We start from the raw sequence: 23,070 nt of genomic DNA, 5'->3' as shown, positions 1-23,070 counted from the left end.
CCGACGGTGCTGCCCATCGACGCGGCGGCGCACAGCAGCCGCTGGCGCCACCGCCATCCCCTGGAGAAGGCGCTGCTCGGCCTCGGACTCACGGTGCTGGCGATCAGCCTGCCGCCCTGGCCGGGCGCGCCCCTGGTCGCGGCGGCGACCCTGGCCGTGCTGCTGGGCCCGGCCGGCGTCGCCGGGCGCGCGCTGTGGCGGGCCTTCCGGGTGCCGCTGGGCTTCTGCGTGACCGGCGCCGTTCCGCTGCTGTTCCAGCTGGGCGGCGCCGGAGGCGGGCCGGTGCCGTGGCTGTCGCTCGCCCCGGACGGGGCCGTCCGTGCGGGTGAGCTGCTGGCCCGTACTTCGGCGGCCTCCCTCGGCCTGCTGCTGTTCGCTTTCACCACGCCCGTCTCGGACGTGGTGCCGCGCCTGGTACGGGCCGGGGTGCCGCCCGCCGTGGTCGACGTGGCGCTGGTCATGTACCGAATGAGTTTCCTGCTGCTCGACTCCGTGCGGCGGGTCCGTCAGGCCCAGGCCGCCCGTCTGGGCCACACCACGCGGGCAGCGGCCTGGCGGTCCCTCGCGGGACTCGCCTCGACCGCGTTCGTCCGCGCCTTCGAACGGGCGCAGCGGCTCCACACCGGGCTGGCCGGGCGGGGCTACGACGGGACCCTGCGGGTGCTCGTGCCGCCGGCCCGGCTCTCGCCCCGCTTCCTGACGGCCACGGCGCTGCTGCTCGCTGGCCTGGCCGTCCTCACCCTCACGCTGAGGAGGTTCCCCTGGTGACACCGACGTCGCCGCACCCACCGCTCGTCACCCTGGAGAGCGCCGGTTTCCGCTACGAGGACGGTCCGCCGGTGCTGCACGGTCTCGACTTCGCCGTGCCGGCCGGCCGCTCGCTGGCCGTCCTGGGCCGCAACGGGAGCGGCAAGACCACGCTGCTCCGCGTCCTCTCCGGCGGTCTGCGGCCCACCTCCGGGCGGCTGCTGCTGGAGGGCGAAGAGGTCGCGTACGACCGCCGCGGCCTCACCCGGCTGCGTGCGGCGGTCCAGCTGGTCGTACAGGACCCGGACGATCAGCTGTTCGCCGCCTCGGTCGGGCAGGACGTGTCGTTCGGCCCGCTGAACCTGGGCGTGCCTGAGCCGGACGTGCGCCGCCGGGTGGCCGAGGCACTGGAGGCTCTGGACATCACGGAGCTGCACGACCGGCCGACGCACCTGCTCTCCTACGGGCAGCGGAAGCGGGCGGCGATCGCCGGCGCGGTGGCGATGCGGCCGCGACTGCTGATCCTCGACGAGCCCACGGCGGGCCTCGACCCGCACGGGCAGGAGCGGCTGCTCGCCGTCCTCGGCGGGCTCCAGCGGTCCGGAACGACCGTGGTGATGGCGACGCACGACGTCGACCTGGCGCTGCGCTGGGCCCAGGACGCGGCGGTGCTCACCCCGGACGGACTGCGCAACGGGTCGGCGGCCACGCTCCTCGCCGACCCGGACCTGCCGGCGTCGGCCGGGCTGCGCCTGCCCTGGGCCACCGCCGTGGCAGCCGCGCTGCGCGCCCACGGCCTGCTCGCCGACGGCACGGCCGGCCCCCGCACCCCGGAGGAGACCGCAGCGTGGTCGGCCTCCGCCTGCCCCGGCCCCCCTGCCCGGGGGGCCTGACCCCGTCACGCGGACTTGCGGGGGCTGCGCTTCGTCGCGGTGGTCTTCTTGGCGGTCTTCTTCGCCGTCGTCTTCGCCGTCGTCTTCGCGGTCGTCTTCTTGGCGGTCTTCTTCGCCGCGGACTTCTCGGCCGCCGTGCTCTTCCTGCTCGCCGCGCTCTTCTTGGCGGGGGCCTTCTTCGCGGCCTTCTGGGACGCCGTCTTCTTCCGCGGGAGCTGGTGCACCTCGGCTTCGCCGTCGTCCTCGCCACGCGACTGCCGGGCGGCCTGCACCGAGTTCTCCAGCACGGACATCAGGTCGACGACCTTGCCCTCGCGGGGTGCCGGTGCGCCGACGGGCAGCGGCTCGCCCGCCTCCTTCGCGTCGACCATCGCCTCGAGCGCCTCGCGGTACTCGTCGTGCAGCTCGTCCAGGTCCAGCTCGCCGAGGGTCTCCATCAGCGCGTCGGCCAGGTCCAGCTCCTGGTCGCGGACGCTGACGTTCTCGCCGGGCGCCATCCCGTCGGCGGAGCGGACCTCGTCCGGCCAGAGCATGGTGTGCAGGGTGAGGGTGTCCTGGTAGACGCGGAGCATGCCGAGACTCTCCCGGTTGCGCAGCGCCAGCTTCGCGACGGCGACCCGGCCGGAGCGGGCAAGCGCCTCGCGCAGCAGTACGTACGGCTTGGCGGCGCTCTGCCCGTCGCCGGTGAGGAAGTACGAGCGGTCCAGCCGGATGGGGTCGATGTCCTCGGCCGGGAGGAATCCGAGGATCTCCACGGTCTTGGCCGTGGGCAGCGGCAGGGCGGCGAGGTCGTCGTCGGTGATCTCGACGTGGCTGCCGTCGACGGTCTCGTACGCCTTGCCGATCTCCTCGCTCGGCACCTCCTCGCCGTCCAGCTCGCACACCTTGCGGTAGCGGATGCGGCCGCCGTCGGTGGTGTGGATCTGACGGAAGGAGACGCCGTGGCTCTCGGTGGCGGAGACCACCTTGATCGGGATGGAGACCAAGCCGAAGGAGATGGCCCCCTTCCAGATGGAACGCATCGATTTGTCCCTTCTGTGGGATTCTTTCGAGTATGCCCATCACGGAGATCGACGGCCACCGCCTCTCCCTCAGCAACCTGGACAAGGTGCTGTATCCGGCGGCCGCGTTCACCAAGGGTGAGGCGATCCACTACTACGTGTCCGTCGCCGACGCCGTCCTCCCCCACCTGAAGGGGCGGGCGGTGTCCTTCCTGCGCTTCCCGGACGGCGTGGACGCGGCCGCGTTCTTCGCCAAGAACGTGCCGCCCGGCACCCCCGACTGGGTGAGGACGGCGGTGGTGATGCGCACGGGCGAGAAGCGGGAGACCCAGGTGGTGATCGAGGACCTGGCGACGCTGGTGTGGGCGGCGAACCTGGCCGCGCTGGAGCTGCACACTCACCAGTGGCGGGTCGACGCCCAGCGGCGGGCGAACCGGATCGTCTTCGACCTGGACCCCGGCGAGGGGGCCACGATCCTGGACTGCAGGGAGGTCGGCGTGTGGCTGCGCGACCGACTCGCGGCGGACGGCTTCTCCGCGCTGGCGAAGACCTCGGGCTCCAAGGGCCTGCACCTGCTCGCCGCGGTGGAGGCGACGGACTCCTCGGCGGTCTCCGCCTACGCCAAGCGGCTCGCACAGGAGGCGGAGCGGGCGATGCCCGAGCGCGCCCTGCACCGGATGGCCCGGCACCTGCGGGCGGGGAAGGTCTTCGTCGACCACTCGCAGAACTCGTGGGCGAAGACCACCGCCGCCCCCTACACCCTGCGGGCCAGACCGCAGCCGACCGTCTCCGCTCCCGTCACCTGGGAGGAGCTGGCGGCCGCGGGCTCCCCCGACGACCTGGTGTTCACCGCGGTGGACGTCCCCGGGCGGGTGCGGCGCCTCGGCGATCTCATGGCGCCGCTGCTCGACGAGCGGCGGGCCGCCGCCCTCCCCCAGGGCTGAGCGCCCGCCTTCCCCGGCATGGGCTCAGGCGTTGCCGGAGCCCCAGTCGTCGTCCTGCGCGGCGCGCCGGTCGGTCAGCGAGTGGACCTTGTCGCTCACCGCGTCGGGCATGCGGTGCCCGGTCCGCTCGTTCACCGTGTCGTACGCCCGGCTCGCGAACTGGCGGCCGTTCGTCGCCGCGGACTCGGCGGCGTTGCGCACCGCGGGGTTCTCGCCCAGCCGCTGGGCCTGCCGGCGCAGCTGCTCGTAGCGCTCCCGGCCGGCCCGCGCGCCGAGGACGAACCCGACACCCAGGCCGAGGACGAAGCTGACTCGGTACCGCATGACAACCCTTTCGTCGATGCCTCCGCGGGGCCGGACCGGAACGGATTTCGGCGTACCCCGTGGCATGCGCTAATGTATTGCTCGCAGCGAGGGAACGCCCCCGGGAACCGGGCGGTAGTCCCCGCGAGGGCAATCCCCTGTAGCTCAATCGGCAGAGCAGCCGGCTGTTAACCGGCAGGTTACTGGTTCGAATCCAGTCGGGGGAGCACGCCACTCGAAGGGCCCCGGAGACGGGGCCCTTCGTCGTGCGCGGAGGCGTACGGAGAGCGCGGACGAGGAACTCCCGCAAGATCCACGCGGAGTACGGCGGAACCGCCCGGGGGGCGCGCGGAGTCCTGGTGTACGGAGATCGTCACGATGGCACCCGTCACGGGCGAGAGATCGTATGAGCAGCTATGCTGCGGCAGACGGCGCGCACGGACGTGTGTGGCGCGCCGTGAGGGGCGGTAGCTCAGCCGGTTAGAGCAGCGGACTCATAATCCGTCGGCCGTGGGTTCGAGTCCCACCCGCCCCACCGGCAGCGACGAAGCCGTCGGCTTCCGAGCTGCGTGTACGTCAACGAGCAGGGCCGCCGCGGGTTACGCGGCGGCCCTGTCGTCGTCCAGCCCGGAGCGCCTCCGCCGGGGCGGCCCTCCGCCCTCGCGACGCACCGGGAAGACGACGAAGCGGACATGCGGTGACACTATGCTCTCCGGCACGAACGGCGGGGTGCGGCGGTCCACCGCGCAGGGCCGCGTGAACCGGGGCGGCGTGCGCAACGGCCGTACGGCGCACGGGCGAGACGGGAGGCGACGACAGGTGGAGCATCCGGTCGTGGGGTATGTGGTGTGGGCTGTGCTGTTCGGGGCGCTGTTCGCGTGGGAGGGGCTCGCGCTGATGCGGATCGGCGACGGCTTCCCCACCCTCAGCGAGACCCTGGGCGCGGTGATGCGCCATCCCGCCGGACGGTGGGCGCTGTTCGCGCTGTGGCTCTGGTTCGGCTGGCACACGTTCGTGCGCGGCTGGCACTTCCTGCTGCGGGACCCGTCGTAGAGGAGCCCCGCGCATGCCGCCCCCGTGGCTCAACTTCGCCGTGATGGCGACGGGTTACCTGCTGGTGATGGGGTGCCTGGCCGTCGGGCTGCGCCTCGCCCGGAGGGAGGGCCGGGACCTCCCGGCGCGCAGGCGTCCGGCCACGCCCACCGGATGGCCGGGACTGGTGCGGCGGGTGGCGGGGACGGCCGTGGGCGGGTACCTCGTGCTGATGGCCGTGGTCGTCGGCTACTACGAGGGGGTGGCGGGTCTCGGCGGTGATTTCCTCGCGGCCGTCTTCACCGAGAACCTGCTGCTGATCGGCATGGTGGTGCCGGTGTTCCTGGTGGTGTCCTGGGTGGTGGCACGGTGGCGCGGGCGCCCTTGAGGCGCGGATGAGAGCGCTCCAACTTGCACGCCACTTCCCGGAGTTCCCCTCCGCGGTCCGGGATCCTTCTCCCCCACGCAGGAGGCACCCCGCATGCGGCACCACCACTTCGTCCGGGCCCGCACCGGCGCGGCGGCCCTGGCGCTCGCCCTCATCGCTCTGACGGCACCGGCCGCGACCGACGCCCTCCGCGCCGACGCGGCACCCGCCGGGTCCCCGGTCGCCGACCACGGGCGGCTGTCGGTCTGCGCGCGCACGCTGTGCGACAGCCGCGGCCGGGCCGTGCAGTTCACCGGCATGAGCACGCACAGCACGCAGTGGTACGCCCGGTGCGTGACCGGCGGCTCGCTCGACGTTCTCGCCCAGGAGTGGGACGCGGACGTGCTGCGCGTCTCGACGTACGTGCAGGGGGGTGGCCACGAGACCGACCCGGAGGGCTTCACCCGTCTCGCGCAACGCATCGTCGACCAAGCGATCGAGCACGGCATGTACGCCGTGATCGACTGGCACATGCTCAGCCCCGGCGACCCGCACGCGAACACCACGTCGGCCGAGCGGTTCTTCACCGACATGGCGTCCCGGTACGCCGATCACCCGAACGTGTTCTACGAGCTCGCGAACCAGCCGAACGGCGTGAGCTGACAGCGCATCAGATCCTACGCCGGGGAACTGGTCCCGGTGGTTCGGGCCCAGGACCCGGACGGCGTCGTGCTGGTCGGCACCCGCGCCTGGTCGTCCTTCGGCGTCTCGGAGGGCGCAGACGAGCAGGAGGTCGTCGCGGACCCGGTCGACGCCGAGAACATCATGAACGCCTTCCACTTCTACGCCGCGCCGCACCGCGAGGAGTACCTGCGAACGCTGGAGGAGGCGGCCGACCGGCTGCCGGTGTTCGTCACCGAGTTCGGCACGCAGGACTACGCAGGTGAAGGCCCGAACGACTTCACGATGGCGTATCGCCATCTCGACCTGATGGCCGAGAGGAACATCTCCTGGACGAACTGGAACTACTCGGACGGCCACCGTTCGGGTGCGGTGTTCCGGGAGGGCACCTGCGCCGCAGGCGAATGGGGCGGCGCGGACGCGCTGAAGGAGTCGGGCCGCTGGGTCCGGGAGCGGATCAGGGCCTGAACCACGGGTGCGCACTCCGTGCGGGGTCTCCCGTGCCCTGGAGACCCCGCACGGAGTGGGCGGCAGGTCCGGCGCTCAGCAGAACCAGCCGTTCTGGACCCAGCCGTGGTGGTTGATGTCGCCGCAACGAACCGTCCGCATGCGCCTCCCACACCTGCGCACCCGTCCCGTTGCACGACCACACCTGCACCTGCGCACCGTCCGCGCCACCACCAGCCACGTCCACACACTTCCCACCGCTCCCCGCGACCGGACCCACCCCGGACCCGGGGCACGGTGTTGTCGACGGTGATCTGAGAGGGCGGAGTTCTCGTCACCGCTGAAGTAGCCGGTGCCGTAGTCGAGGACGTAGAGGGCTCCGTCGGGCCCGAAGGCCATGTCCATCACCTGGGTTCCCTGCCGGGGGAAGGCGTTGGTGGACTGCACGGTGCCGTCGGGGTCCTGGTCGATCCGCTTGATCCAGCGGCGGCGGAACTCGCCGTCGAAAGAGTCGCCGTCGAAGGTCTGCGGGAACTTCACGTCCGAATCGAGGGAGGGGTCGAAGCGGTAGACCGGGCCGCCCATCGGTGACTCGGAGCCGTTGTGCGAACTCGGGCACCGAGCCGCCGTCGTAGGGAATCAAGGCGGGCTGGGCGGGAGGCAGCTGGGTGCGGCCGGTATTGTTCGGCGAGTCGTTGACCGGCGCCCCGCAGTCGAAGGTCTGCCCGGAGGCGCCGGAGCCGAAGTCGTAGTCGGTGTAGGCGTCGTTGTCGCCGGTGCGGTACGACCAGCCGCAGTTGCCGGGGCCGGTGACACGAGCGAACTCGACCTGCCGGCGGGGCCCCGGGATGGGTCCGCGGCTCCGGCGTCCGGGCCGTGATCGCCGACGTGGACGATGCCGGTCTCGTGGTCGACGCCCATCCGGAACGGGTTGCGGAAGCCCATGGCGTAGGTCTCCGGCCGCGTGTCCGGGGTGCCGGGGACGTCGGTGAGGCGGACGGTGCCGTCTCGCGAGGTGTGCAGCACCGATCGGTCCGGCAGCACGGCCATGGTCATCGGCTCGCCCATCTCGGTCAGGGTGTGGTGTCGCTGGGCACAGGTGCGCGCCGCCGCGCCGCGTTCGACCCGAAGAAGGCACATTTTTCCCGTGGACGGGACAAAGCGCCGGACGATCGGTGAGCACCCGCACCGCTCCCGTCGCCCCCACGCCATCCGCCTCCGCCACATCTCCGGTCGCCGCAGTGTCCCCGGACGCTCCTGTGTCCCCTGTCACCCCGGACTCCCCCCGGCACACCGGGACGATGAGGCATCATCTGCCCCATGGGGATAGTCGCCGGTCTGGACAGTTCAGCCGCACACACCCGTCTCGTCGTCTGCGACGCCGACACGGGTGAGAGCGTCCGTCAGGGGTACGCCGCGCACGGCGACGACCGCGACGATCCGCAGTCGTGGCTGCTGTCGCTCGGCGAGGCGGCCGCCGACGGCCGGCTCTCCGACGTCCGGGCGATCGGCGTCGCCGCGCAGCAGCAGGGTGTGGTGGCCCTGGACTCCGGCGGCGCCCCCGTACGGCCGGCGCTGCTCGGCAACGACCGGCGGATGCAGGCTGCCGCCAACGACCTCGTCGACGCGCTCGGCGGGCGGGAGGCCTGGGCGCAGGCGGTCGGCACCGTGCCGCAGGCCACGCACCCGGTGACCAAGCTGCGCTGGCTCTCCCGCAGCGAGCCCGAGACCGCCTCCCGGGTCGCCGAGGTGATGCAGCCGCACGACTGGCTGACCTGGCAGCTGCTCGGCCGTTCGTCCCGCCGCGTCACCGATCGCGGCGACGCGTCGGGAACCGGCTACTGGTCCGCGGCCACCGAGACCTACCGGCCCGACCTGGCGGAACTCGCCCTGGGCCACCCGGTGACGCTGCCCCAGGTGGCCGGCCCGGCGGAGGCCGCCGGCACCACGCCGGAGGGGTTGCTGATCTCCGCGGGTACCGGGGAGACCATGGCCGCGGCCCTCGGACTGGGCGTCGGCACCGGTGACGCGGTCGTCTCGCTCGGCGCCTCCGGATCGGTCTTCGCCGTGCATCACGAGGCGCTCGCCGACCCGACCGGCACCATCACCTCCTTCGCCGACGCCACCGGCATGCACCTGCCCGTGGTGCGGACGCTGAACGCCGTCCGGGTGCTGCGCGGCGCGGCGGAGATGCTGGACACCGACCTGGACGGCCTGTCCCGGCTGGCCAGCGCCTCCACCCCCGGGGCGTACGGGCTGGTGCTGCTGCCGTACCTCGAAGGGGAGCGCACCCCCGACCTGCCGCACACCGCGGGCTCGTTGCACGGCCTGCGCCGGGAGAGCATGCGCCCCGAACACCTGGCGCGCGCCGCCGTCGAAGGCATGCTCTGCGGGCTCGGCGACGCGCTGGACGTGCTGCGGCGCCGCGGGGTGCGGGTGCGACGGGTGTTCCTGCTCGGGGCCGCCGCGGAGCTGCCCGCCGTGCAGGCCGCGGCACCGGGGCTGCTCGGGGCGCAGGTCGTCGTGCCGGAGGCCGGCGACTACACCGCGCTGGGCGCCGCCCGCCAGGCCGCGTGGGCGCTGGCGGGCGGCAGCACGCCCCCGGCCTGGCCCGCCGCCCGAAGCCGGGTCTTCGACCCGTCGGAGGAGGAGGCGGCCGTCGGCCAGGCCGTGCGGCAGCAGTTCACGACCGTGCGCGAGCAGGCCCACCCGGGCGCGTTCGGCTGAGGCGTCGCGCCCGAGGGGACGTACGCGCCGGTCAATCCAGGTAGCCCCGGAGCTGGTCGGCGAAGGCGTGGTCGCGGAGCTTGCCCAGTGTCTTGCACTCGATCTGCCGGATGCGCTCCCGCGTCACGCCGAAGAGACGGCCGATCTCCTCCAGCGTGCGCGGACGGCCGTCGATCAGGCCGTACCGCAACTGCACCACCCGGCGCTCGCGTTCGCCGAGGGTGGAGAGCACCGCCTCCAGGTGCTGCCGGAGCAGCAGGAACGCGGCCGACTCGACGGGCGACGGTGCGTCGCCGTCCTCGATGAGGTCGCCGAGGTGGACGTCCTCCTCCTCCCCGACCGGCGCGTGCAGCGACACCGGTTCCTGCGCCAGTCGCAGCACCTCGACGACCCTTTCGGCCGTGAGGCCCAGATGTGCGGCGACCTCCTCGGGTGTCGGCTCGTAGCCGCGCTCCTGGAGCATGCGGCGCTGGACGCGGATCACCCGGTTGATCAGTTCGACGACGTGGACCGGCACCCGGATCGTGCGGGCCTGGTCGGCGAGGGCCCGTGACATGGCCTGGCGGATCCACCAGGTCGCGTAGGTGGAGAACTTGAAGCCGCGCGCGTAGTCGAACTTCTCCACCGCGCGGATCAGGCCCAGGTTCCCCTCCTGCACCAGATCCAGCATGGTCAGGCCGCGGCCGACATAGCGCTTGGCGACGGACACCACGAGGCGGAGGTTGGCCTCGATGAGACTGCGCTTGGCCATCCGGCCGAGCACCACGAGGCGGTCCAGGTCGAGTGCGAGGCGTTCGTCGAGGCCGGTCGCGGCCGCGCGTCTCTCCTCTGCGAACAGGCCCGCCTCGACGCGGCGGGCGAGTTCCACCTCCTCGGCGGCGGACAGCAGCGGTATTCGCCCTATCTCACGCAGGTACTGCCGGAAGAGGTCGCCGGTCGGGCCGGTACCGGCACCGGCGCCCGGTGCGAAGCGGGCGGGTGCGTGCCGCGCACCGCGGGGTGGGGCCAGACGCGTGGTGGGGGTGGTCGGTGCGGCGCCCTGCGCCGCACTGGTCAGGGTCTGGGTCTGCACGGGGGCGACCTCCAAGTGATCGCTGCCGGTTCCAGGACGGCATACGAGACGGGAACGACCGCGGCCGCGCCGCGTGCCGTCCCGGCAGAAGATGTGCGGACCGCGAAGGAGAGTGGCCCCTCCCGGCCAGCACCGACGCGCTCCGATGACTCAGGCACCGCTTGCCAGTGTGCGCCACGACACACCTGCTCCACGAGACTCGTGCGCCGTCTTTCTTTGCCCGTCGGTAACCTTGGCACCCTTGACAACCTGCCGCGGCACGCGCCACATGCCGACGGGCCGCGCGACGAGGACGGGCCCGGTGAGGCGTCAGAGCGCGCCCGCGCCCCGGTCGCGGAGGGCGCGGGCGTACTGCTGGAGCACCCAGAGCTGTTCGCGCACCGGCGCCGCCGACTCGTGGTCGCGCTGGGCCTCCAGGCGCCGCGCGGAGCCCTCGAGTTCGGCGATCCGCGCGTGCACGGCGGCCAGCCGTACGGCGACCAGCTGCATCCCCGCGTAGATCTCGTCCGGCTCCCGGCCGCGCGCGGCGCGCAACGGTTCCACCGCGAGCTCGGTGACCAGGCTGCGCACCGTGTCGTCGGGGGCGGCGTCCCGTACGCGGGCGACGAACTCGCCGTCGGCGCCTCCGACTCCGCCTGCCGCCTCGACGGCCTTCCGCACCACCGCGTACGGCGGCGCGGTGAACTCGTCGGCGCCGTACGCGTCGAACGCGGGGGCGACCAGCTCGGGCCGCTGCAGCGCGAGCTTGAGCAGCTCGCGTTCGACCCGGTGGGCGGGGCTGCGCAGGTTCAGGGCCGGGCCTGCGGCTTGCGGCCGTGCGGGCGGCTCCCCCGGGGGGCCGCCGTGCTCCGGCTGCCGCGGACGGTGGTCGCCGCCGGGCCGCGCGGCGGACCGTTCCCGCGCCCACTTCGCGAGCTGCCCCACCCGTCGCACCACGAACTGCGTGTCGAGGATGCCCAGCAGTCCGGCCAGCCGCACGGCGTACTCGTGCTGGATGGCGGCGTCCTTGATCCGGGCGACGATCGGTGCGGCCTCCTCCAGCGCCGCCGAACGCCCCTCCGCGGTGTCCAGGTTGTGCGCGGTGACGGCGGAGCGGAGGGCGAACTCGAAGAGCGGCGTGCGGCTCTCGATGAGAGTCTGCACCGCCGGGTCGCCCTTGGCGAGCCGGAGTTCGCAAGGGTCCATGCCGCCGGGGGTGATGGCGATCGAGGTGCGAGCGGCGAACTTCTGATCATCCTCGAACGCGCGCAGCGCGGCCTTCTGCCCGGCGGCGTCGCCGTCGAAGGTGAAGACCACCTCGGAACGGGAGTTGTCCATCAGCACCCGCCGCAGGATCTTGACGTGGTCGCCGCCGAAAGCGGTGCCGCAGGTGGCGATGGCGTTGGTGACCCCGGCGAGGTGGCAGGCCATCACGTCGGTGTAGCCCTCGACGACGACGGCGCGGCCCGCCTTGCCGATCTCGCGCTTCGCCAGGTCGATGCCGTACAGCACCTGCGACTTGCGGTACAGCGCCGTTTCGGGGGTGTTGAGGTACTTGGGCCCGTTGTCGTCGTCGCGGAGTCTGCGCGCGCCGAAGCCGACGACCTCGCCGGTGATGTCGCGGATGGGCCACAGGAGCCGGCCACGGAAGCGGTCGATGGGGCGGCCGGAGCGGCTGTCCTGGGCGAGACCGGCGAGGGTCATCTCCTTGTCGGAGAAGCCCTTGCCGCGCAGGTGGCGCACCAGGTAGTCCCAGCCGGCGGGGGCGTAGCCGACGCCGAACCGGTCGGCGGCGTCCTTGTCGAAGCCGCGCTCGTCGAGGAAGCGCCGGCCGAGCTCAGCCTCCGGCCCGTCGAGTTGCTCGCGGTAATAGGCGGCGGCCGCGCGGTGGGCCTCGGCGAGCCGGGTGCGCTCGCCCGCCTGACTGCCGCGGCCGTAGCCGCCCTCCTCGTAGCGGAGGGTGATGCCGGCCTGCGCGGCGAGCCTTTCCACGGCCTCGGAGAAGGACAGGTGGTCGACCTTCATCACGAAGTCGAGGGTGTCCCCGCCCTCCTGGCAGCCGAAGCAGTGGTAGAAGCCCTTGCTCGGGCTGACGTGGAAGGAGGGGGACTTCTCGTCGTGGAACGGGCAGAGGCCCTTGAGCTGGCCGCCGCCGGCATTGCGGAGCTGGAGATACTCGGAGACGACGGCGTCGATCGGAACCGCGTTCCGTACCGCCTTGACGTCGTCGTCGTTGATCCTTCCGGCCACGGGGAGAGTCTACGGCGCGCCGCCGACGGTGCCGTGCGGGAGGCGGGTCACGGGAGCGTGCGGACGAAGACGTGGTGCGGTCCGACGCCCTCGATGACGAACTCCTCGCCGACCGCCTCGTAGCCGTGCCGCTCGTAGAAGCCGCGGGCCTCGGTGCGGCCGTTGCACCACATCAGCCGGGCACCGCGGGCGGCGGCCGCGTCCTCGCCCGCGCGGAGGACGGCGGCGCCGTAGCCCCGGCCGCGGGCGGCCGGGGCGCTGGCCATGCCGCGGATGCGGTACACGGCAGGACCGGCTCCGCGGCCGCCCTCACGCTCCTCGCCCGGGGTGCCGGGGTACGGCTCCGGGTAGAAGCTGCCGCAGCCGAGGACGTCGGCGCCCTCGCCGTCGTACGCGGCGACGTGGAAGGCGCCGTCCAGGCCGTCCTCGGCGAAGACCGCCGACTCGCGCGGCAGCCCGGGCCGCAGCACCTCCCAGCGCAGCGGGAAGATCTCCGACACGGGCACGACTGCGGTACGGATCGCCATGGACGTCACCCTACGGCCGCCGCGGCACCCGTTCGGAGGACGGCGCCGCCCCCGGCCCCAGGGGTCTGTTTCCGGCGCACCGCCCGCCGCTCACCCCTCCCCGGTCTCCTCGGGGGCCAGCGACTCCAGCGGCGTGCCGGGATCGGCGAGGGCCTGGCGGTCGACGGGCCGGCCGGAGCGGATGAGCCGCTGGATCGGCCCGGTGACGTCCCACACGTTGGCGTTCATCCCCGCCAGCACCCGGCCCTCGCGCAGCCAGAAGGCGATGAATTCGCGTTTGCCCAGGTCACCGCGGACGAGCACCTCGTCGAAGGCGCCGGGCGGCGCCCAGCCGGAGTACTCCATGCCGAGGTCGTACTGGTCGGAGAAGAAGTACGGCACCCGGTCGTACGTCACCTCCTGCCCGAGCATGGCGCGGGCGGCGGCCGGGCCGGAGTTGAGGGCGTTGGCCCAGTGCTCGACGCGGAGCCGGGAGCCGAGCAGCGGGTGCTGCTCGGCGGCGACGTCGCCCGCGGCGTAGATGTGCGGGTCGGAGGTGCGCAGCGAGGCGTCGACGGCCACACCTCCGACGGGCCGCTCCGCGAGGTCCAGCCCGGCGGCGCGGGCGAGGCCGACGCGGGGAGCGGCACCGATGGCGGCGAGCACCTCGTGCGCGGGGTGTTCCTCCCCGTCATCGGTCTCCACGGCCTGCACCATGCCGTCCTGCCCGACGATCCGCGTCAGCCGGGCCCCGAAGTGGAAGCGGACGCCGTGGTCGCGGTGCAGGTCGGTGAAGAAGGAACCCATCTGGGGGCCGAGCACGGCGTGCAGCGGCGTCGGTTCGGGCTCGATGACCGTGACCTCCATGCCGTAGCCGCGGGCCGCGGCCGCGACCTCCAGGCCGATCCATCCGGCGCCGGCGATGACGAGGTGGCCGTTCTCCCTGCCGCGCGCGGCGAGGACGCCCCGCAGACGTTCCGCGTGCGCCAGGCGGCGCAGGTGGTGGACGCCTGCCAGGTCGGTGCCGGGCACCTTGAGGCGGCGCGGCTCGGCGCCGGTGGCGAGGAGCAGGCGGTCGTAGTGGACCCGGGCGCCGTCGCCGAGGGTGACGGCCCGGGCCTCGGGGTCGATGCGGACGGCGGGCTGGCCGAGGTGCAGTTCCACCTCGGCCCCGGCGTACCAGGAGGGGGCGTGCACGAAGACGCTGTCGCGTTCGGTGCCGCCGGTGAGGTAGCCCTTGGACAGTGGGGGCCGTTCGTAGGGGTGGTCGCGTTCGTCGCCGATCAGGATGACGCGTCCGGTGAAACCCTCGTCTCTCAGGGTTTCCGCCGCTTTCGCGCCGGCCAGGCCACCGCCGATGATGACGAAGGTCTGATGTGCGTCGACCACGTGATGCCTCCTCGTTGAGACGTCCCCCCGGCCTGTGCGTCCCCTGGGCGGGAACTGCTCCCCGCACAGGATTCCCCTTTTTCGCGGGGTTCCCTCCACCGAGCGTCCCGTATCAGTCTCCGTGCGGGAAGGCGGCGGGGCGACCGGGTGAGGACCCGGCGCACACTACGCCCGTAGACCCCGTACGGCGGTGAGGCGGGCGTGCAGCGAACGGGCGGAGGCGTCGGTGAGCGCGGCGATCTGGTCGACGACCACGCGCAGCCGGGCGGCGTCGTCCGGGGCCTCGGAGTACAGCGACCGGTACTGCGGGTCCATGCCCTCGGGTGCGCGGGCGAGCAGCGCGTCGGCGAGTTCGCCGAGCACGACGCGCTGGTCGGCGCGGAGGCGCTCCTGGTCCTCGCGCTGCATGACATAGCGGTCGGCGACGGCCTTGAGGACGGCGCATTCGAGCCGCGCTTCACGGGGCACGACCAGCTCCGCCGCGTACCGGGTGAGCCGTCCGGAGCCGTAACGGTTGCGGGTGGCGCCTTCGGCGGCGAGGCAGAACCGTCCGATGAGCTGACTGGTGGCGTCCTTGAGCCGGGCCTGCGCGAGGGCCGTGCCGTCGTAGCCGTGCGGCCACCACTCCTGGTCCAGCAGCCGGTCCAGTGCTTCCGCCAGTTCGGCGGCGTCGGCACCCGGGGCGTAGCGGCGGGCGGCGAGGGCGAAGACGTCCCGGCGTTCCGGCTCGGCGAGGAGGAGGTTGGGGTCGACGTGGCCGGCGTGCAAGCCGTCCTCGACGTCGTGCACGGAGTAGGCGACGTCGTCGGCCCAGTCCATGACCTGCGCCTCGAAGCAGCGGCGCCGGTCGGGTGCGCCCTCCCGGAACCAGGCGAAGACGGGCAGGTCGTCCTCGTACACGCCGAACTTCGCCGAGGCGGGGTTCTCGGGGTGGGCGCCGCGGGGCCACGGGTACTTGGTGGCGGCGTCCAGCGCGGCGCGGGTGAGGTTCAGGCCGACGCTGATCTGGCCGTCCTCCGCGTCGTCGCGGGCCACGAAGCGCTTGGGCTCCAGCCGCGCCAGCAGACGCAGCGACTGGGCGTTGCCCTCGAAGCCGCCGCAGGGTTCGGCGATGCCGCTCAGAACGCTTTCACCGTTGTGGCCGAACGGCGGATGCCCCAGGTCGTGCGCCAGGCAGGCGACCTCGACCAGGTCGGGGTCGCAGCCGAGTGCGGCCCCGAGCTCGCGACCGACCTGCGCGCACTCCAGGGAGTGCGTGAGCCGGGTGCGCGGGCTGGCATCCCACACCCCGCCGGACGCCCCCACGGCGGGGGCGTCGTCCGGCCCGCCCCACACCTCGGCCGGCACCGCCGGCACCACCTGCGTCTTGCCCGCCAGCCGGCGCAGCGCCGCCGAATGCAGCACCCGGCCCCGGTCGCGCTGGAAGGCGGTACGGCCGGGGCGCTTGTCGGGTTCCGGGGCCCAGCGCTCGGTGTCGCAGGGGCGGTAGGGGCCGCCGGGCTGGTTGCCGCCACCTGCGCGGGGGCCGGTGACGTGGGTGCCGTCCATGCGCCGACCGTACGTGCTGCGGGAGGCGCGCGGCCGGTGGGGGCACGCTTCGGTCAGGCCGCGAGGGGGTGCGGGTACGGAGCCGTACGCGGCACGACCGCGCGGGCGCCGTGTGCGGACGCCTCCTGCCCCGACGTCTCCCGGGCACGCACTGCCTCGTCGTACCGCCGCAGGACCAGGCGTGCCAGCGCGGGGTGCGCGCCCAGCGGCGCTGACGCCACAACGGGCGGCGCCTCCCGCGCGGTGCGCCGCCGCAGCGCAGCGCGCGGCGCAGAGGCCCGGCGCGGTGAAGCAGGAGGCCAGCGCGAGGTGCCGGTACCCGCCCACGCGCAGGCCGGTCACGGCGTTCTCGACAGCAGGCGCGGCGGCGGGTGCGACGGGTGTTCCGCGGGAAGGGCCGCACGGCCCCCGAGGTGCTGGCGCGCGGTGCGCGGCTCACCGGGCCGCTGGTGCGCCGTCGCCGCAGCGGGGCGTCGCGCGCGGGCTGTCGCGGGTCCGGACCGCGCACGGCCCGGACACCGTGGGCGTCTTCGGCGGTGGCGGGCTCACCAACGAGAAGGCCTACGCGCTGGGGAAGTTCGCCCGCGTCGTACTGGACACCTCGCAGATCGACTACAACGGCCGGTTCTGCATGTCGTCCGCCGCCGCCGCGAGCAACTACGCGTTCGGCCTGGACCGCGGGCTGCCGTTCCCGCTGGCGGACGTGCCGCGCACCGGCTGCGTGATCCTGGTCGGCGCCAACCCCGCGGAGACCATGCCGCCGGCGCTGCACTACTTCACCGAACTCCGAGACAACGGCGGCACGTTGATCGTCGTGAATCCGCGCCGCACCCGCACGGCCCAGTTGCGGACCTGCACCTGGCGCCGCGCCCCGGCACGGACCTCGCGCTCGCGCTGGGCATGCAGCACCTGGTGGCCGCCGGGGGCGCGTCGACCAGGCGTTCGTGGACGCCCGGACAACCGGCTGGGCGGAGGCCCGCGCGGCGGCGATAGCGCACTGGCCGGAACTGGTGGAGGGCGTCACCGGCGTGCCGCTGCCCCGGATCCGCCGGGCGGTGGAGCTGTTCTGCGACGCGGAGGCGTCGATGATGCTCACGGCGCGCGGTCCGGAGCAGCAGTCCAAGGGGACGGACACGGTCGGCGCGTGGATCAACCTGTGCCTGGCGACGGGCCGGGCGGGCCGCCCGCTGTCCGGGTACGGCGCGCTCACCGGCCAGGGCAACGGCCAGGGCGACCCGGTCGCCGTGGTCTCCCGCCGCGGCCGCGCCTTCGCGCCCACGCGGGTCACCTCGGACATCCGGCCGGACACGGTGTTCATGCCGTTCCACTGGCCCGGCCGGGGGCGGGCCAACACGGTCACCAACCCGGCGCTGGACCCGGTGTCGCGGATGCCGGAGTTCAAGGTGTGCGCGGTGCGCGTGGAACGGTGCGGCGAGCCAGCGGAAGAGTGACCTCGAACCGGCAGCCGCCGGGGATGTTGCGGACCGAGACACAGCCTGCGTGGGCCTCGACGATGCCCCGGACGATGGCCAGCCCCAGTCCGGCACCGGCCGGTGGCGTGCGGGCGTGCTCCCCGCGCCAGCCGGTGTCGAAGACCCGGTGCAGTTCGTCCGCGGGGATGCCGCCGCAGCCGTCGGTGACGGCGAGCACCGCGGTGTCGCCGACCTCGCGGGCGGAGACCGCGACGGTGCCGTCCGCCGGGGTCCGGTGGATGGCGTTGACCAGCAGGTTGGCCAGCACACGGGACATCTGGTTCCCGTCTGCCCTCAGCGGCAGGGGCTGCACGCCGTCGCCGGTGAGCCGGACGCCGCGGCCGGCGGCCAGCGGGTGGGCGCCGGCGATCGCGTCGCCGACCAGGTCGTAGGCGGATATCCGGGCGAGCGAGGGGGCCAGGGAGCCGGCCTGGATCCGGGAGAGCTCGAACAGGTCGTTCACCATCTCCGTCAGGCGTTCGACCTCGGTGCGCATCCGGCGGTGGTAGCGGGCGGGCTCGTCGGTCATGCCGTCCTCGAGGGCTTCGGCCATGGCGCGCAGGCCGGCGAGCGGGGAACGGAGATCGTGCGAGATCCACGCGACCAGTTCCCGACGGGAGGCCTCCAGCGCGGCCTCGCGCTCCCGGGAGGCTGTCAGCCGGACGCTGGTGTCCGTCAGGCGGCGGGCCAGCGAGGCGAGTTCGGCGGGCATGGGTGCGTCGGGGGCCTGGAAGCCCTGCCCGTCGCCGAGGGCTCCCGCGGCGTCCTCGAGCCGCCGGTGGGCGCGGCTCACCCTGCGGCCGAGGAGCAGCGCGGTCGCCGTGGAGGTGGCGGCAGCCACCGCGCACACCATGGTGATCACGGCCAGGTCGTGCGAGGAGAGGAACATCGCCCAGGCCACCGAGAGGGTGCCGGCGAGCATCGCGCCGACCGCGACGACGGCGGGAACGGCGAGCGAGAGGGCGACGGAGCGGCGGCGTACGGCGCGCAGCGCGACCGCGCCGAGGACGCCGGCGACGGCGGAGCCGGCAGCCGCGTAGCAGGCGATGAGCAGCAGGTCACGCATCGCGGGCCGCCCTCTCCGGGCCGTCGTCCCCGGGGGCGCCGTCGAAGCGGTAGCCGACGCCCCACACGGTGGTGATGAGGCGCGGCCGGGCCGGATCGGCCTCGATCTTGTGACGCAGCCGCCGCACGTGCACCGTCACCGTGGACAGGTCGCCGTAGTCCCAGCCCCACACCGCCGACATCAGTTCCTCCCGCCGGAAGACCCGCCCGGGGTGACGCAGGAAATGGGCCAGCAGGTCGAATTCGCGGAGCGTGAGGGAAACGGGGCCGCGGGCGTCGTGCACCGTTCGCGCGGCGGGGTCGAGCGTGACGCCGCCGCCGCTCAGCCCCGGCCCTCCGTAGGGCGCGGCGGCGGCGCGGCGCAGCACGGACTCCACCCGGAGCACCAGTTCCCGGGGGCTGAACGGCTTGGTCACGTAATCGTCGGCGCCCACCTCCAGGCCGAGGATGCGTTCCTCCTCGTCGCCGCGGGCGGTGAGCATCACGACCGGCAGCGGGCCCCGGGCGCGCAGCAGGCGGCACACCTCCAGGCCGTCCCGGCCGGGCAGCATCAGGTCGAGCACCACGAGGTCCGGGGGGCCCGCCTCCGCGCGGACCAGCGCGTCGTTCCCGTCGGCGGCGGTGGCGACGGTGAAGCCGGCGCGTTCCAGGTACCGGCTGACCACTTCCGTGACGGTGGGGTCGTCGTCGACGACGAGGACGCGCCGGGGGCTCGTGGGCTGCTGCATGCCTCGAGTCTCGCAGCGGGCGGGCGGTCCGCGGAGCGGTTGCGTCCGCCGTGCGGCGGACGTCCGTATTCCGTAAGGAGCCGCATGACCTCTTCGGCGCCTCCGCGTACCTAGGGTGAACGGTGATGAGCGATTCGGTGACATCTCCTCAGCCCCTGACCGGGGACGTCGTGCTGCCCTGCCTCAACGAGGCGGAGGCGCTGCCGTGGGTCCTCGCCCGCATCCCGGACGGCTGGCGGGCGCTGGTCGTCGACAACGGTTCGACGGACGGTTCGGCGGACGTCGCCCGGGCGCACGGCGCCCGGGTGGTGCACGAGCCGCGGCGGGGTTTCGGCGCCGCCTGCCATGCCGGGCTGGAGGCCGCGGAAGCGGACCTGGTGGCCTTCTGCGACTGCGACGCCTCCCTCGACCCCGGCGCGCTGCCCGGCGTCGCCGCCCGCGTCCTGGACGGTAGGGCCGACCTGGTCCTCGCGCGGCGGCGGCCGACCTCGTGGGGGTCCTGGCCGCTGCACGCGCGGGCCGGCAACCGGGCGCTGGCCGGCATGGTGCGCCGCCGTACCGGCCTGCGACTGCGCGACCTGGGACCGTTGCGGGTCGCGCGGCGGAGCCGGCTGCTCGAACTGGGGATCACCGACCGGCGCAGCGGTTACCCCCTGGAGATGGTGGTGCGGGCCGCCGACGCGGGCTGGCGCGTCCACGAGACGGAGGTGGCGTACCGGCCTCGTACCGGGGAGTCGAAGGTCACCGGCACCTGGCGCGGCACCTGGCACGCGGTGCAGGACATGCGGGCGGTCCTCCGATGACGGCGGGGGGCACGGGTACGGGCCCGACGACGCTGCTGGTGATCGCCAAGGAGCCGGTACCGGGCCGGGTGAAGACGCGGCTCACGCCGCCCTACTCCCCGGAGCAGGCCGCACGGCTCGCGGAGGCGGCGCTGCACGACACCCTGGAGACGGTCGCGGCTCTTCCCGTCCGCCGACGGGTGCTGGTGCTGTCCGGGCAGCCGGGCGCGTGGCTTCCCCGGGACGCCGGCTTCGAGGTCGTGCCCCAGGCCGACGGCGGTCTCGACGAACGGATCGCCGCCGCGTTCGCGGGCTGCGACGGCCCGGCGCTGCTGGTCGGGATGGACACCCCGCAGCTGCGCCCGGGGCTCCTGGCGCCGGTGCTGGCGCCGGACGGCTGGGACACCTGTGACGCCTGGTTCGGTCCGGCCGCAGACGGCGGGTTCTGGGCGCTGGGCCTGGCCGAGCCGGACCCGGAACTGGTGCGCGGCGTGCCGATGTCGACCGCACGGACCGGAGCCGAGCAGCGCGACCGCCTGCTGCGCGCCGGGCTGACGGTGAGGGATCTGCCGGTGCTGCGCGACGTGGACACCGGCGAGGACGCGGCGCTGATCGCGGCGGTGTGCGCACGGAGCCGGTTCGCCGCGGCGTTCGCCGCCGCGCAGCGGGAGGTGTCCGCGCGATGACCGGCACCCCGGCACGTGCGCGTGTCACGTCCCGCCCGGCGAAGATGCCGCCATGGTGCGCCGATCCGTATGCCGAGGCGCTGCGCGCCGGCCGTGGGCCGCTGTACCTGCGGCGGCCGGACGGCTGGCTGCTGCCACTGGACGTGGAGCGGTGGTGCGCTCGGGCGGACGCGGCCGATCTCGCCGTCCTGGGGCGCTGCACGGGCCCGGTACTCGACGTGGGCTGCGGACCGGGCCGCATGGTCGCGGCTCTGGCGCGCAGCGGGCGGCCGGTGCTCGGCATCGACACGGCCCCGTTCGCGGTGGCCCGCGCCCGCGGCCTCGGGGGGACGGTTCTGCTGCGGTCCGTCTTCGATCCGCTGCCCGGTGAGGGACGGTGGGGCAGCGTGCTGCTGATGGACGGCAACATCGGTATCGGCGGGGACCCTGCCGTTCTCCTCGACCGCATCCGCGCCCTGCTGACGCCGGGTGGCCTGCTCCTCGCCGAAGCCGCCCGGGCGGACATCGAGGAACGTGTGGAGGTGTGCCTGGACGACGGCGACGGGGGCCGCAGCGAAACGTTTCACTGGGCGCGGCTCGGAACGGCCGCGCTGCGCCGCCACGCGGAGTTCGCGGGCTGGTCGGTCGTCGAGGAGTGGTCCGCGCAGGGGCGGCCCTTCCTGGCGCTGCGCCGCACCTGACCTGCCCGGGCGCACGGTCTCGGGCGCGACCGCCGGGCGCCGCGCCCGGCGGCCCGGGCAGGTCACCAGCCGGTGAAGAGCAGGTGGTTGACGGCCAGCGCGACGGCGGCCTGGGCGGCGAGCCACCACCGGTGCGTAGGCCGGGGAAGCAGGGCCGCGGCCGCGGTCAGCCAGAGGGTGAAGGGCAGCCAGATCCGTTCGGTCTCAGCCTTGCTCATCCCGGATACGTCGGCCGCCAGCACGGCTGCGAGGGCACCCGCCACCAGCACGGCCAGGGCCGTCGGCCCGGTCGGCGGGGACCGGCGCAGCACCCGCACCGCACGCGGGAGTTCGGGTACAGCCCGGCGCAGCCCGGCGACGGCCGCAAGGCCGACGGTCACCACGTTCGCGGCCAGATTGCCCCACACGAAGTAGCCGTAGGGACGGATGCGGGCCGCGCCCTGGTAGTAGCGCTCGACGAGGGTGAAATAGCCGTCGAACCACCAGAAGCCGGCCGCCGTGAACGCGGCGAACCAGGGCAGCATGCCGAGCAGCACCAGCGGCACCGGCCGCCAGGTGCGGGCCGCGAGCAGCACCGCCAGGGCGATCAGCCCGACCAGCACCAGGCCGTAGGAGAGGTGACACAGCAGCCCGAACAGCAGGCCGGACCCGACGGCGGCCGCCTTCGGCCACCGTGCGGTGCGGGCCGCGGCGAGGGCGAGCAGGGCCAGCGCCCAGGCGGCGACGGCCGCGAAGTAGCCGTCGGCGGAGACCGCGAACCACACCGCCGCCGGCGAGAGCACCGCGAACGGGGCGACGGCGCGGGCGGTGTCCGGGCCGCACAGCGCCCGCACCGCGACCAGCACCGCCGCCGCGGCGGAGGAGGCGACGGTGACGGTGAAGACGGACGCCCAGGGGCCGCCGCCGAGACCGATCCGGTCCAGCAGCACGTACGTCAGCAGGGCGCCCGGCGGGTGCCCTGCCACGTGCGGAACCCAGTTGTCGGGCGCGCCGAGCAGGATGTGGTCGGTGAAGACGCGCAGGGTATGGCCGATGTCGTCGACCCGGTCGACCTCCTGGAGGTACTCGTAGCCGGTGGTGAGCCTGCGCGCGACGCCCCGGTCCCAGCCGTCGACCAGCGCCAGCGCCCAGCACCACGCCATCGATCCGCCCCAGGCCGCCCAGACCAGGGGACGCCAGGCCAGTCTCCGGGCGAGCGCCGGGCCCTGGAGGACGACGAGCGCCGCCACGACCAGGGCCGCAGGGGTGCCGGGCCCGATGTGGGGCTCCCACTGGGCGTACAGCGGCGGCCAGCCGAGGTGCAGGGCGTCGTAGGTGACGTGCAGGTGATGCCCGACGACGGCGGCGACGGCGAAGAGCAGCACCGCGAGCGCGGCCACTACGAGGTCGCGGGCCGTCCCGGCAGAGTGTCGTCCGGGGCTTGCGTCGCCGTCCTGTTCCTCCGGAGGCGTGGCCTCCCGCTGCGTTCCGCTCATCCGGTTCACCGTAGGCGGACCGGAGGGTGCGTCAGGGTTCCGCCGTGCGGGTGTCATCGGAATGTCAGAGATGCCGCGGGCCTGGCCGCGGGCCCGTGACGTCACCGTTTCGTCATGGGCGACCTCCCCGGAGGGCGGGTCTGCGTGGCCTAGCGTCGGATGCAGGCGCTCCGCACCGGCCTCCGAGGAGAGAGAGTCCGAGCATGGACCACGACGACGGCGAACGGCACGAACGTCCCGAACGGGAGCCCGCGCACGAGCCGGAGGCCGACTCCGGGCCGTCCGCGCCGGGCGGC

The 23,070-nt window shown here is 74.0% G+C and carries 21 protein-coding genes, 2 tRNA genes and 4 pseudogenes; 14 read left to right on the top strand and 13 right to left on the bottom strand.

Features of this window, described 5'->3' with window-relative positions; all coding sequences use genetic code 11:
• Window positions 1–6: 6 nt before the first annotated feature.
• Complete coding sequence (gene cbiQ, locus E4198_RS19625; protein WP_136184310.1) at window positions 7–768, top strand: cobalt ECF transporter T component CbiQ; 762 nt, start codon at window positions 7–9, stop codon at window positions 766–768.
• Window positions 765–1,640: an ATP-binding cassette domain-containing protein gene (locus E4198_RS19620; protein WP_136184309.1), complete on the top strand. Its 876-nt coding sequence runs from the start codon at window positions 765–767 to the stop codon at window positions 1,638–1,640. Before cbiQ ends, E4198_RS19620 begins: the two co-directional genes overlap by 4 nt.
• 5 nt (window positions 1,641–1,645) lie before the next feature.
• Here E4198_RS19620 and E4198_RS19615 read toward each other — a convergent pair whose 3' ends face one another.
• The gene (locus E4198_RS19615) at window positions 1,646–2,662 is read right to left on the bottom strand and encodes a Ku protein (RefSeq protein WP_136184308.1); all 1,017 of its coding nucleotides are present in this window, start codon (window positions 2,660–2,662) and stop codon (window positions 1,646–1,648) included.
• Between the two features lie 32 nt (window positions 2,663–2,694).
• Between E4198_RS19615 and ligD the strand changes: the two genes are divergently transcribed.
• Complete coding sequence (gene ligD / locus E4198_RS19610; protein ID WP_136184307.1) at window positions 2,695–3,585, top strand: non-homologous end-joining DNA ligase; 891 nt, start codon at window positions 2,695–2,697, stop codon at window positions 3,583–3,585.
• A gap of 24 nt (window positions 3,586–3,609) precedes the next feature.
• On the opposite strand, the gene E4198_RS19605 is transcribed toward ligD, so the two are convergent.
• The gene (locus E4198_RS19605) at window positions 3,610–3,909 is read right to left on the bottom strand and encodes a YtxH domain-containing protein (RefSeq protein ID WP_136184306.1); all 300 of its coding nucleotides are present in this window, start codon (window positions 3,907–3,909) and stop codon (window positions 3,610–3,612) included.
• 133 nt (window positions 3,910–4,042) lie between these two features.
• Between E4198_RS19605 and E4198_RS19600 the strand changes: the two genes are divergently transcribed.
• The 5 genes and pseudogenes from E4198_RS19600 to E4198_RS19580 all read left to right on the top strand — a co-directional run bounded on the left by E4198_RS19600 (window position 4,043) and on the right by E4198_RS19580 (window position 6,436).
• Window positions 4,043–4,115: transfer RNA gene (locus E4198_RS19600), tRNA-Asn, on the top strand.
• Window positions 4,116–4,349: 234 nt separating this feature from the next.
• Window positions 4,350–4,423: transfer RNA gene (locus tag E4198_RS19595), tRNA-Ile, on the top strand.
• Between the two features lie 170 nt (window positions 4,424–4,593).
• Window positions 4,594–4,941: a DUF6186 family protein gene (locus E4198_RS19590; RefSeq protein ID WP_136184305.1), complete on the top strand. Its 348-nt coding sequence runs from the start codon at window positions 4,594–4,596 to the stop codon at window positions 4,939–4,941.
• A 13-nt stretch (window positions 4,942–4,954) separates the two neighbouring features.
• Window positions 4,955–5,308 carry a DUF6256 family protein gene (locus E4198_RS19585; protein WP_136184304.1) on the top strand — a complete coding sequence of 118 codons (354 nt, stop codon included), beginning with the start codon at window positions 4,955–4,957 and terminating at the stop codon, window positions 5,306–5,308.
• Between the two features lie 93 nt (window positions 5,309–5,401).
• Window positions 5,402–6,436 (top strand): annotated as a pseudogene (locus tag E4198_RS19580) (glycoside hydrolase family 5 protein).
• On the opposite strand, the gene E4198_RS19575 reads toward E4198_RS19580, so the two are convergent.
• A complete protein-coding gene (locus E4198_RS19575) occupies window positions 6,426–6,626 on the bottom strand; it encodes a hypothetical protein (RefSeq protein WP_247597756.1) in 201 nt (66 codons plus the stop codon). The pseudogene E4198_RS19580 and the gene E4198_RS19575 sit on opposite strands and share 11 nt — an antisense overlap.
• Window positions 6,627–6,733: 107 nt before the next feature.
• Window positions 6,734–7,396: pseudogene (locus E4198_RS19570) on the bottom strand (glycosyl hydrolase); the annotation flags it as partial.
• Here E4198_RS19570 and E4198_RS25040 point away from each other — a divergent pair.
• Window positions 7,292–7,594 (top strand): hypothetical protein, encoded by a 303-nt coding sequence (locus E4198_RS25040; protein WP_168711337.1) that lies wholly within the window; start codon window positions 7,292–7,294, stop codon window positions 7,592–7,594. The pseudogene E4198_RS19570 and the gene E4198_RS25040 overlap by 105 nt on opposite strands.
• A gap of 141 nt (window positions 7,595–7,735) precedes the next feature.
• Window positions 7,736–9,142 carry an FGGY family carbohydrate kinase gene (locus E4198_RS19565; protein ID WP_136184302.1) on the top strand — a complete coding sequence of 469 codons (1,407 nt, stop codon included), beginning with the start codon at window positions 7,736–7,738 and terminating at the stop codon, window positions 9,140–9,142.
• Window positions 9,143–9,173: 31 nt separating this feature from the next.
• Here the strand turns inward: E4198_RS19565 and E4198_RS19560 are convergent, their stop codons facing one another.
• The 6 genes and pseudogenes from E4198_RS19560 to E4198_RS25035 form a co-directional block, all read right to left on the bottom strand.
• Window positions 9,174–10,229, bottom strand: coding sequence for an RNA polymerase sigma factor (locus E4198_RS19560; protein ID WP_136184301.1), 1,056 nt, complete (start codon window positions 10,227–10,229; stop codon window positions 9,174–9,176).
• 294 nt (window positions 10,230–10,523) lie between these two features.
• Entirely contained in the window at window positions 10,524–12,443 is a 1,920-nt protein-coding gene (dnaG, locus tag E4198_RS19555) for a DNA primase (protein ID WP_136184300.1), read from the bottom strand.
• Between the two features lie 47 nt (window positions 12,444–12,490).
• A complete protein-coding gene (locus E4198_RS19550) occupies window positions 12,491–12,970 on the bottom strand; it encodes a GNAT family N-acetyltransferase (protein WP_136184299.1) in 480 nt (159 codons plus the stop codon).
• Between the two features lie 90 nt (window positions 12,971–13,060).
• On the bottom strand, window positions 13,061–14,338 hold the full coding sequence (locus E4198_RS19545) for an FAD-dependent oxidoreductase (RefSeq protein WP_136184298.1): 1,278 nt from the start codon (window positions 14,336–14,338) through the stop codon (window positions 13,061–13,063).
• 165 nt (window positions 14,339–14,503) lie between these two features.
• Window positions 14,504–15,886 (bottom strand): deoxyguanosinetriphosphate triphosphohydrolase, encoded by a 1,383-nt coding sequence (locus E4198_RS19540; protein WP_136184297.1) that lies wholly within the window; start codon window positions 15,884–15,886, stop codon window positions 14,504–14,506.
• Window positions 15,887–15,939: 53 nt separating this feature from the next.
• A pseudogene (locus tag E4198_RS25035) lies at window positions 15,940–16,195 on the bottom strand (hypothetical protein); the annotation flags it as partial.
• Window positions 16,196–16,275: 80 nt separating this feature from the next.
• On the opposite strand from E4198_RS25035, the pseudogene E4198_RS19535 reads away from it, so the two are divergent.
• Window positions 16,276–17,337, top strand: a pseudogene (locus E4198_RS19535) (molybdopterin oxidoreductase family protein); the annotation flags it as partial.
• Here the strand turns inward: E4198_RS19535 and E4198_RS19530 are convergent.
• Together E4198_RS19530 and E4198_RS19525 are read right to left on the bottom strand one after the other, a co-directional pair.
• On the bottom strand, window positions 17,285–18,424 hold the full coding sequence (locus E4198_RS19530; RefSeq protein ID WP_136184296.1) for a HAMP domain-containing sensor histidine kinase: 1,140 nt from the start codon (window positions 18,422–18,424) through the stop codon (window positions 17,285–17,287). The pseudogene E4198_RS19535 and the gene E4198_RS19530 sit on opposite strands and share 53 nt — an antisense overlap.
• Window positions 18,417–19,151 (bottom strand): response regulator transcription factor, encoded by a 735-nt coding sequence (locus E4198_RS19525; RefSeq protein ID WP_136184295.1) that lies wholly within the window; start codon window positions 19,149–19,151, stop codon window positions 18,417–18,419. Before E4198_RS19525 ends, E4198_RS19530 begins: the two co-directional genes overlap by 8 nt.
• A 125-nt stretch (window positions 19,152–19,276) precedes the next feature.
• Between E4198_RS19525 and E4198_RS19520 the strand changes: the two genes are divergently transcribed.
• The 3 genes from E4198_RS19520 to E4198_RS19510 are packed head-to-tail and all read left to right on the top strand — an operon-like array spanning window position 19,277 to window position 21,299.
• Entirely contained in the window at window positions 19,277–19,954 is a 678-nt protein-coding gene (locus E4198_RS19520) for a glycosyltransferase family 2 protein (RefSeq protein WP_136184294.1), read from the top strand.
• Window positions 19,951–20,619, top strand: a complete 669-nt coding sequence (locus tag E4198_RS19515) for a TIGR04282 family arsenosugar biosynthesis glycosyltransferase (protein ID WP_136184293.1) — start codon at window positions 19,951–19,953, stop codon at window positions 20,617–20,619. The genes E4198_RS19520 and E4198_RS19515 overlap by 4 nt, the downstream gene beginning before the upstream one ends.
• Before the next feature lie 44 nt (window positions 20,620–20,663).
• A complete protein-coding gene (locus tag E4198_RS19510) occupies window positions 20,664–21,299 on the top strand; it encodes a class I SAM-dependent methyltransferase (protein ID WP_247597959.1) in 636 nt (211 codons plus the stop codon).
• A gap of 62 nt (window positions 21,300–21,361) precedes the next feature.
• Here the strand turns inward: E4198_RS19510 and E4198_RS19505 are convergent, their stop codons facing one another.
• Window positions 21,362–22,774, bottom strand: coding sequence for a hypothetical protein (locus E4198_RS19505; RefSeq protein ID WP_247597755.1), 1,413 nt, complete (start codon window positions 22,772–22,774; stop codon window positions 21,362–21,364).
• Between the last annotated feature and the right edge of the window lie 296 nt (window positions 22,775–23,070).

The organism is Streptomyces sp. RKND-216 (genome assembly GCF_004795255.1).
GTDB lineage: Bacteria > Actinomycetota > Actinomycetes > Streptomycetales > Streptomycetaceae > Streptomyces > Streptomyces hazeniae.
Note: the sequence above shows the minus strand (reverse complement) of the source record. Positions and strands in the feature narration are given on the sequence as shown.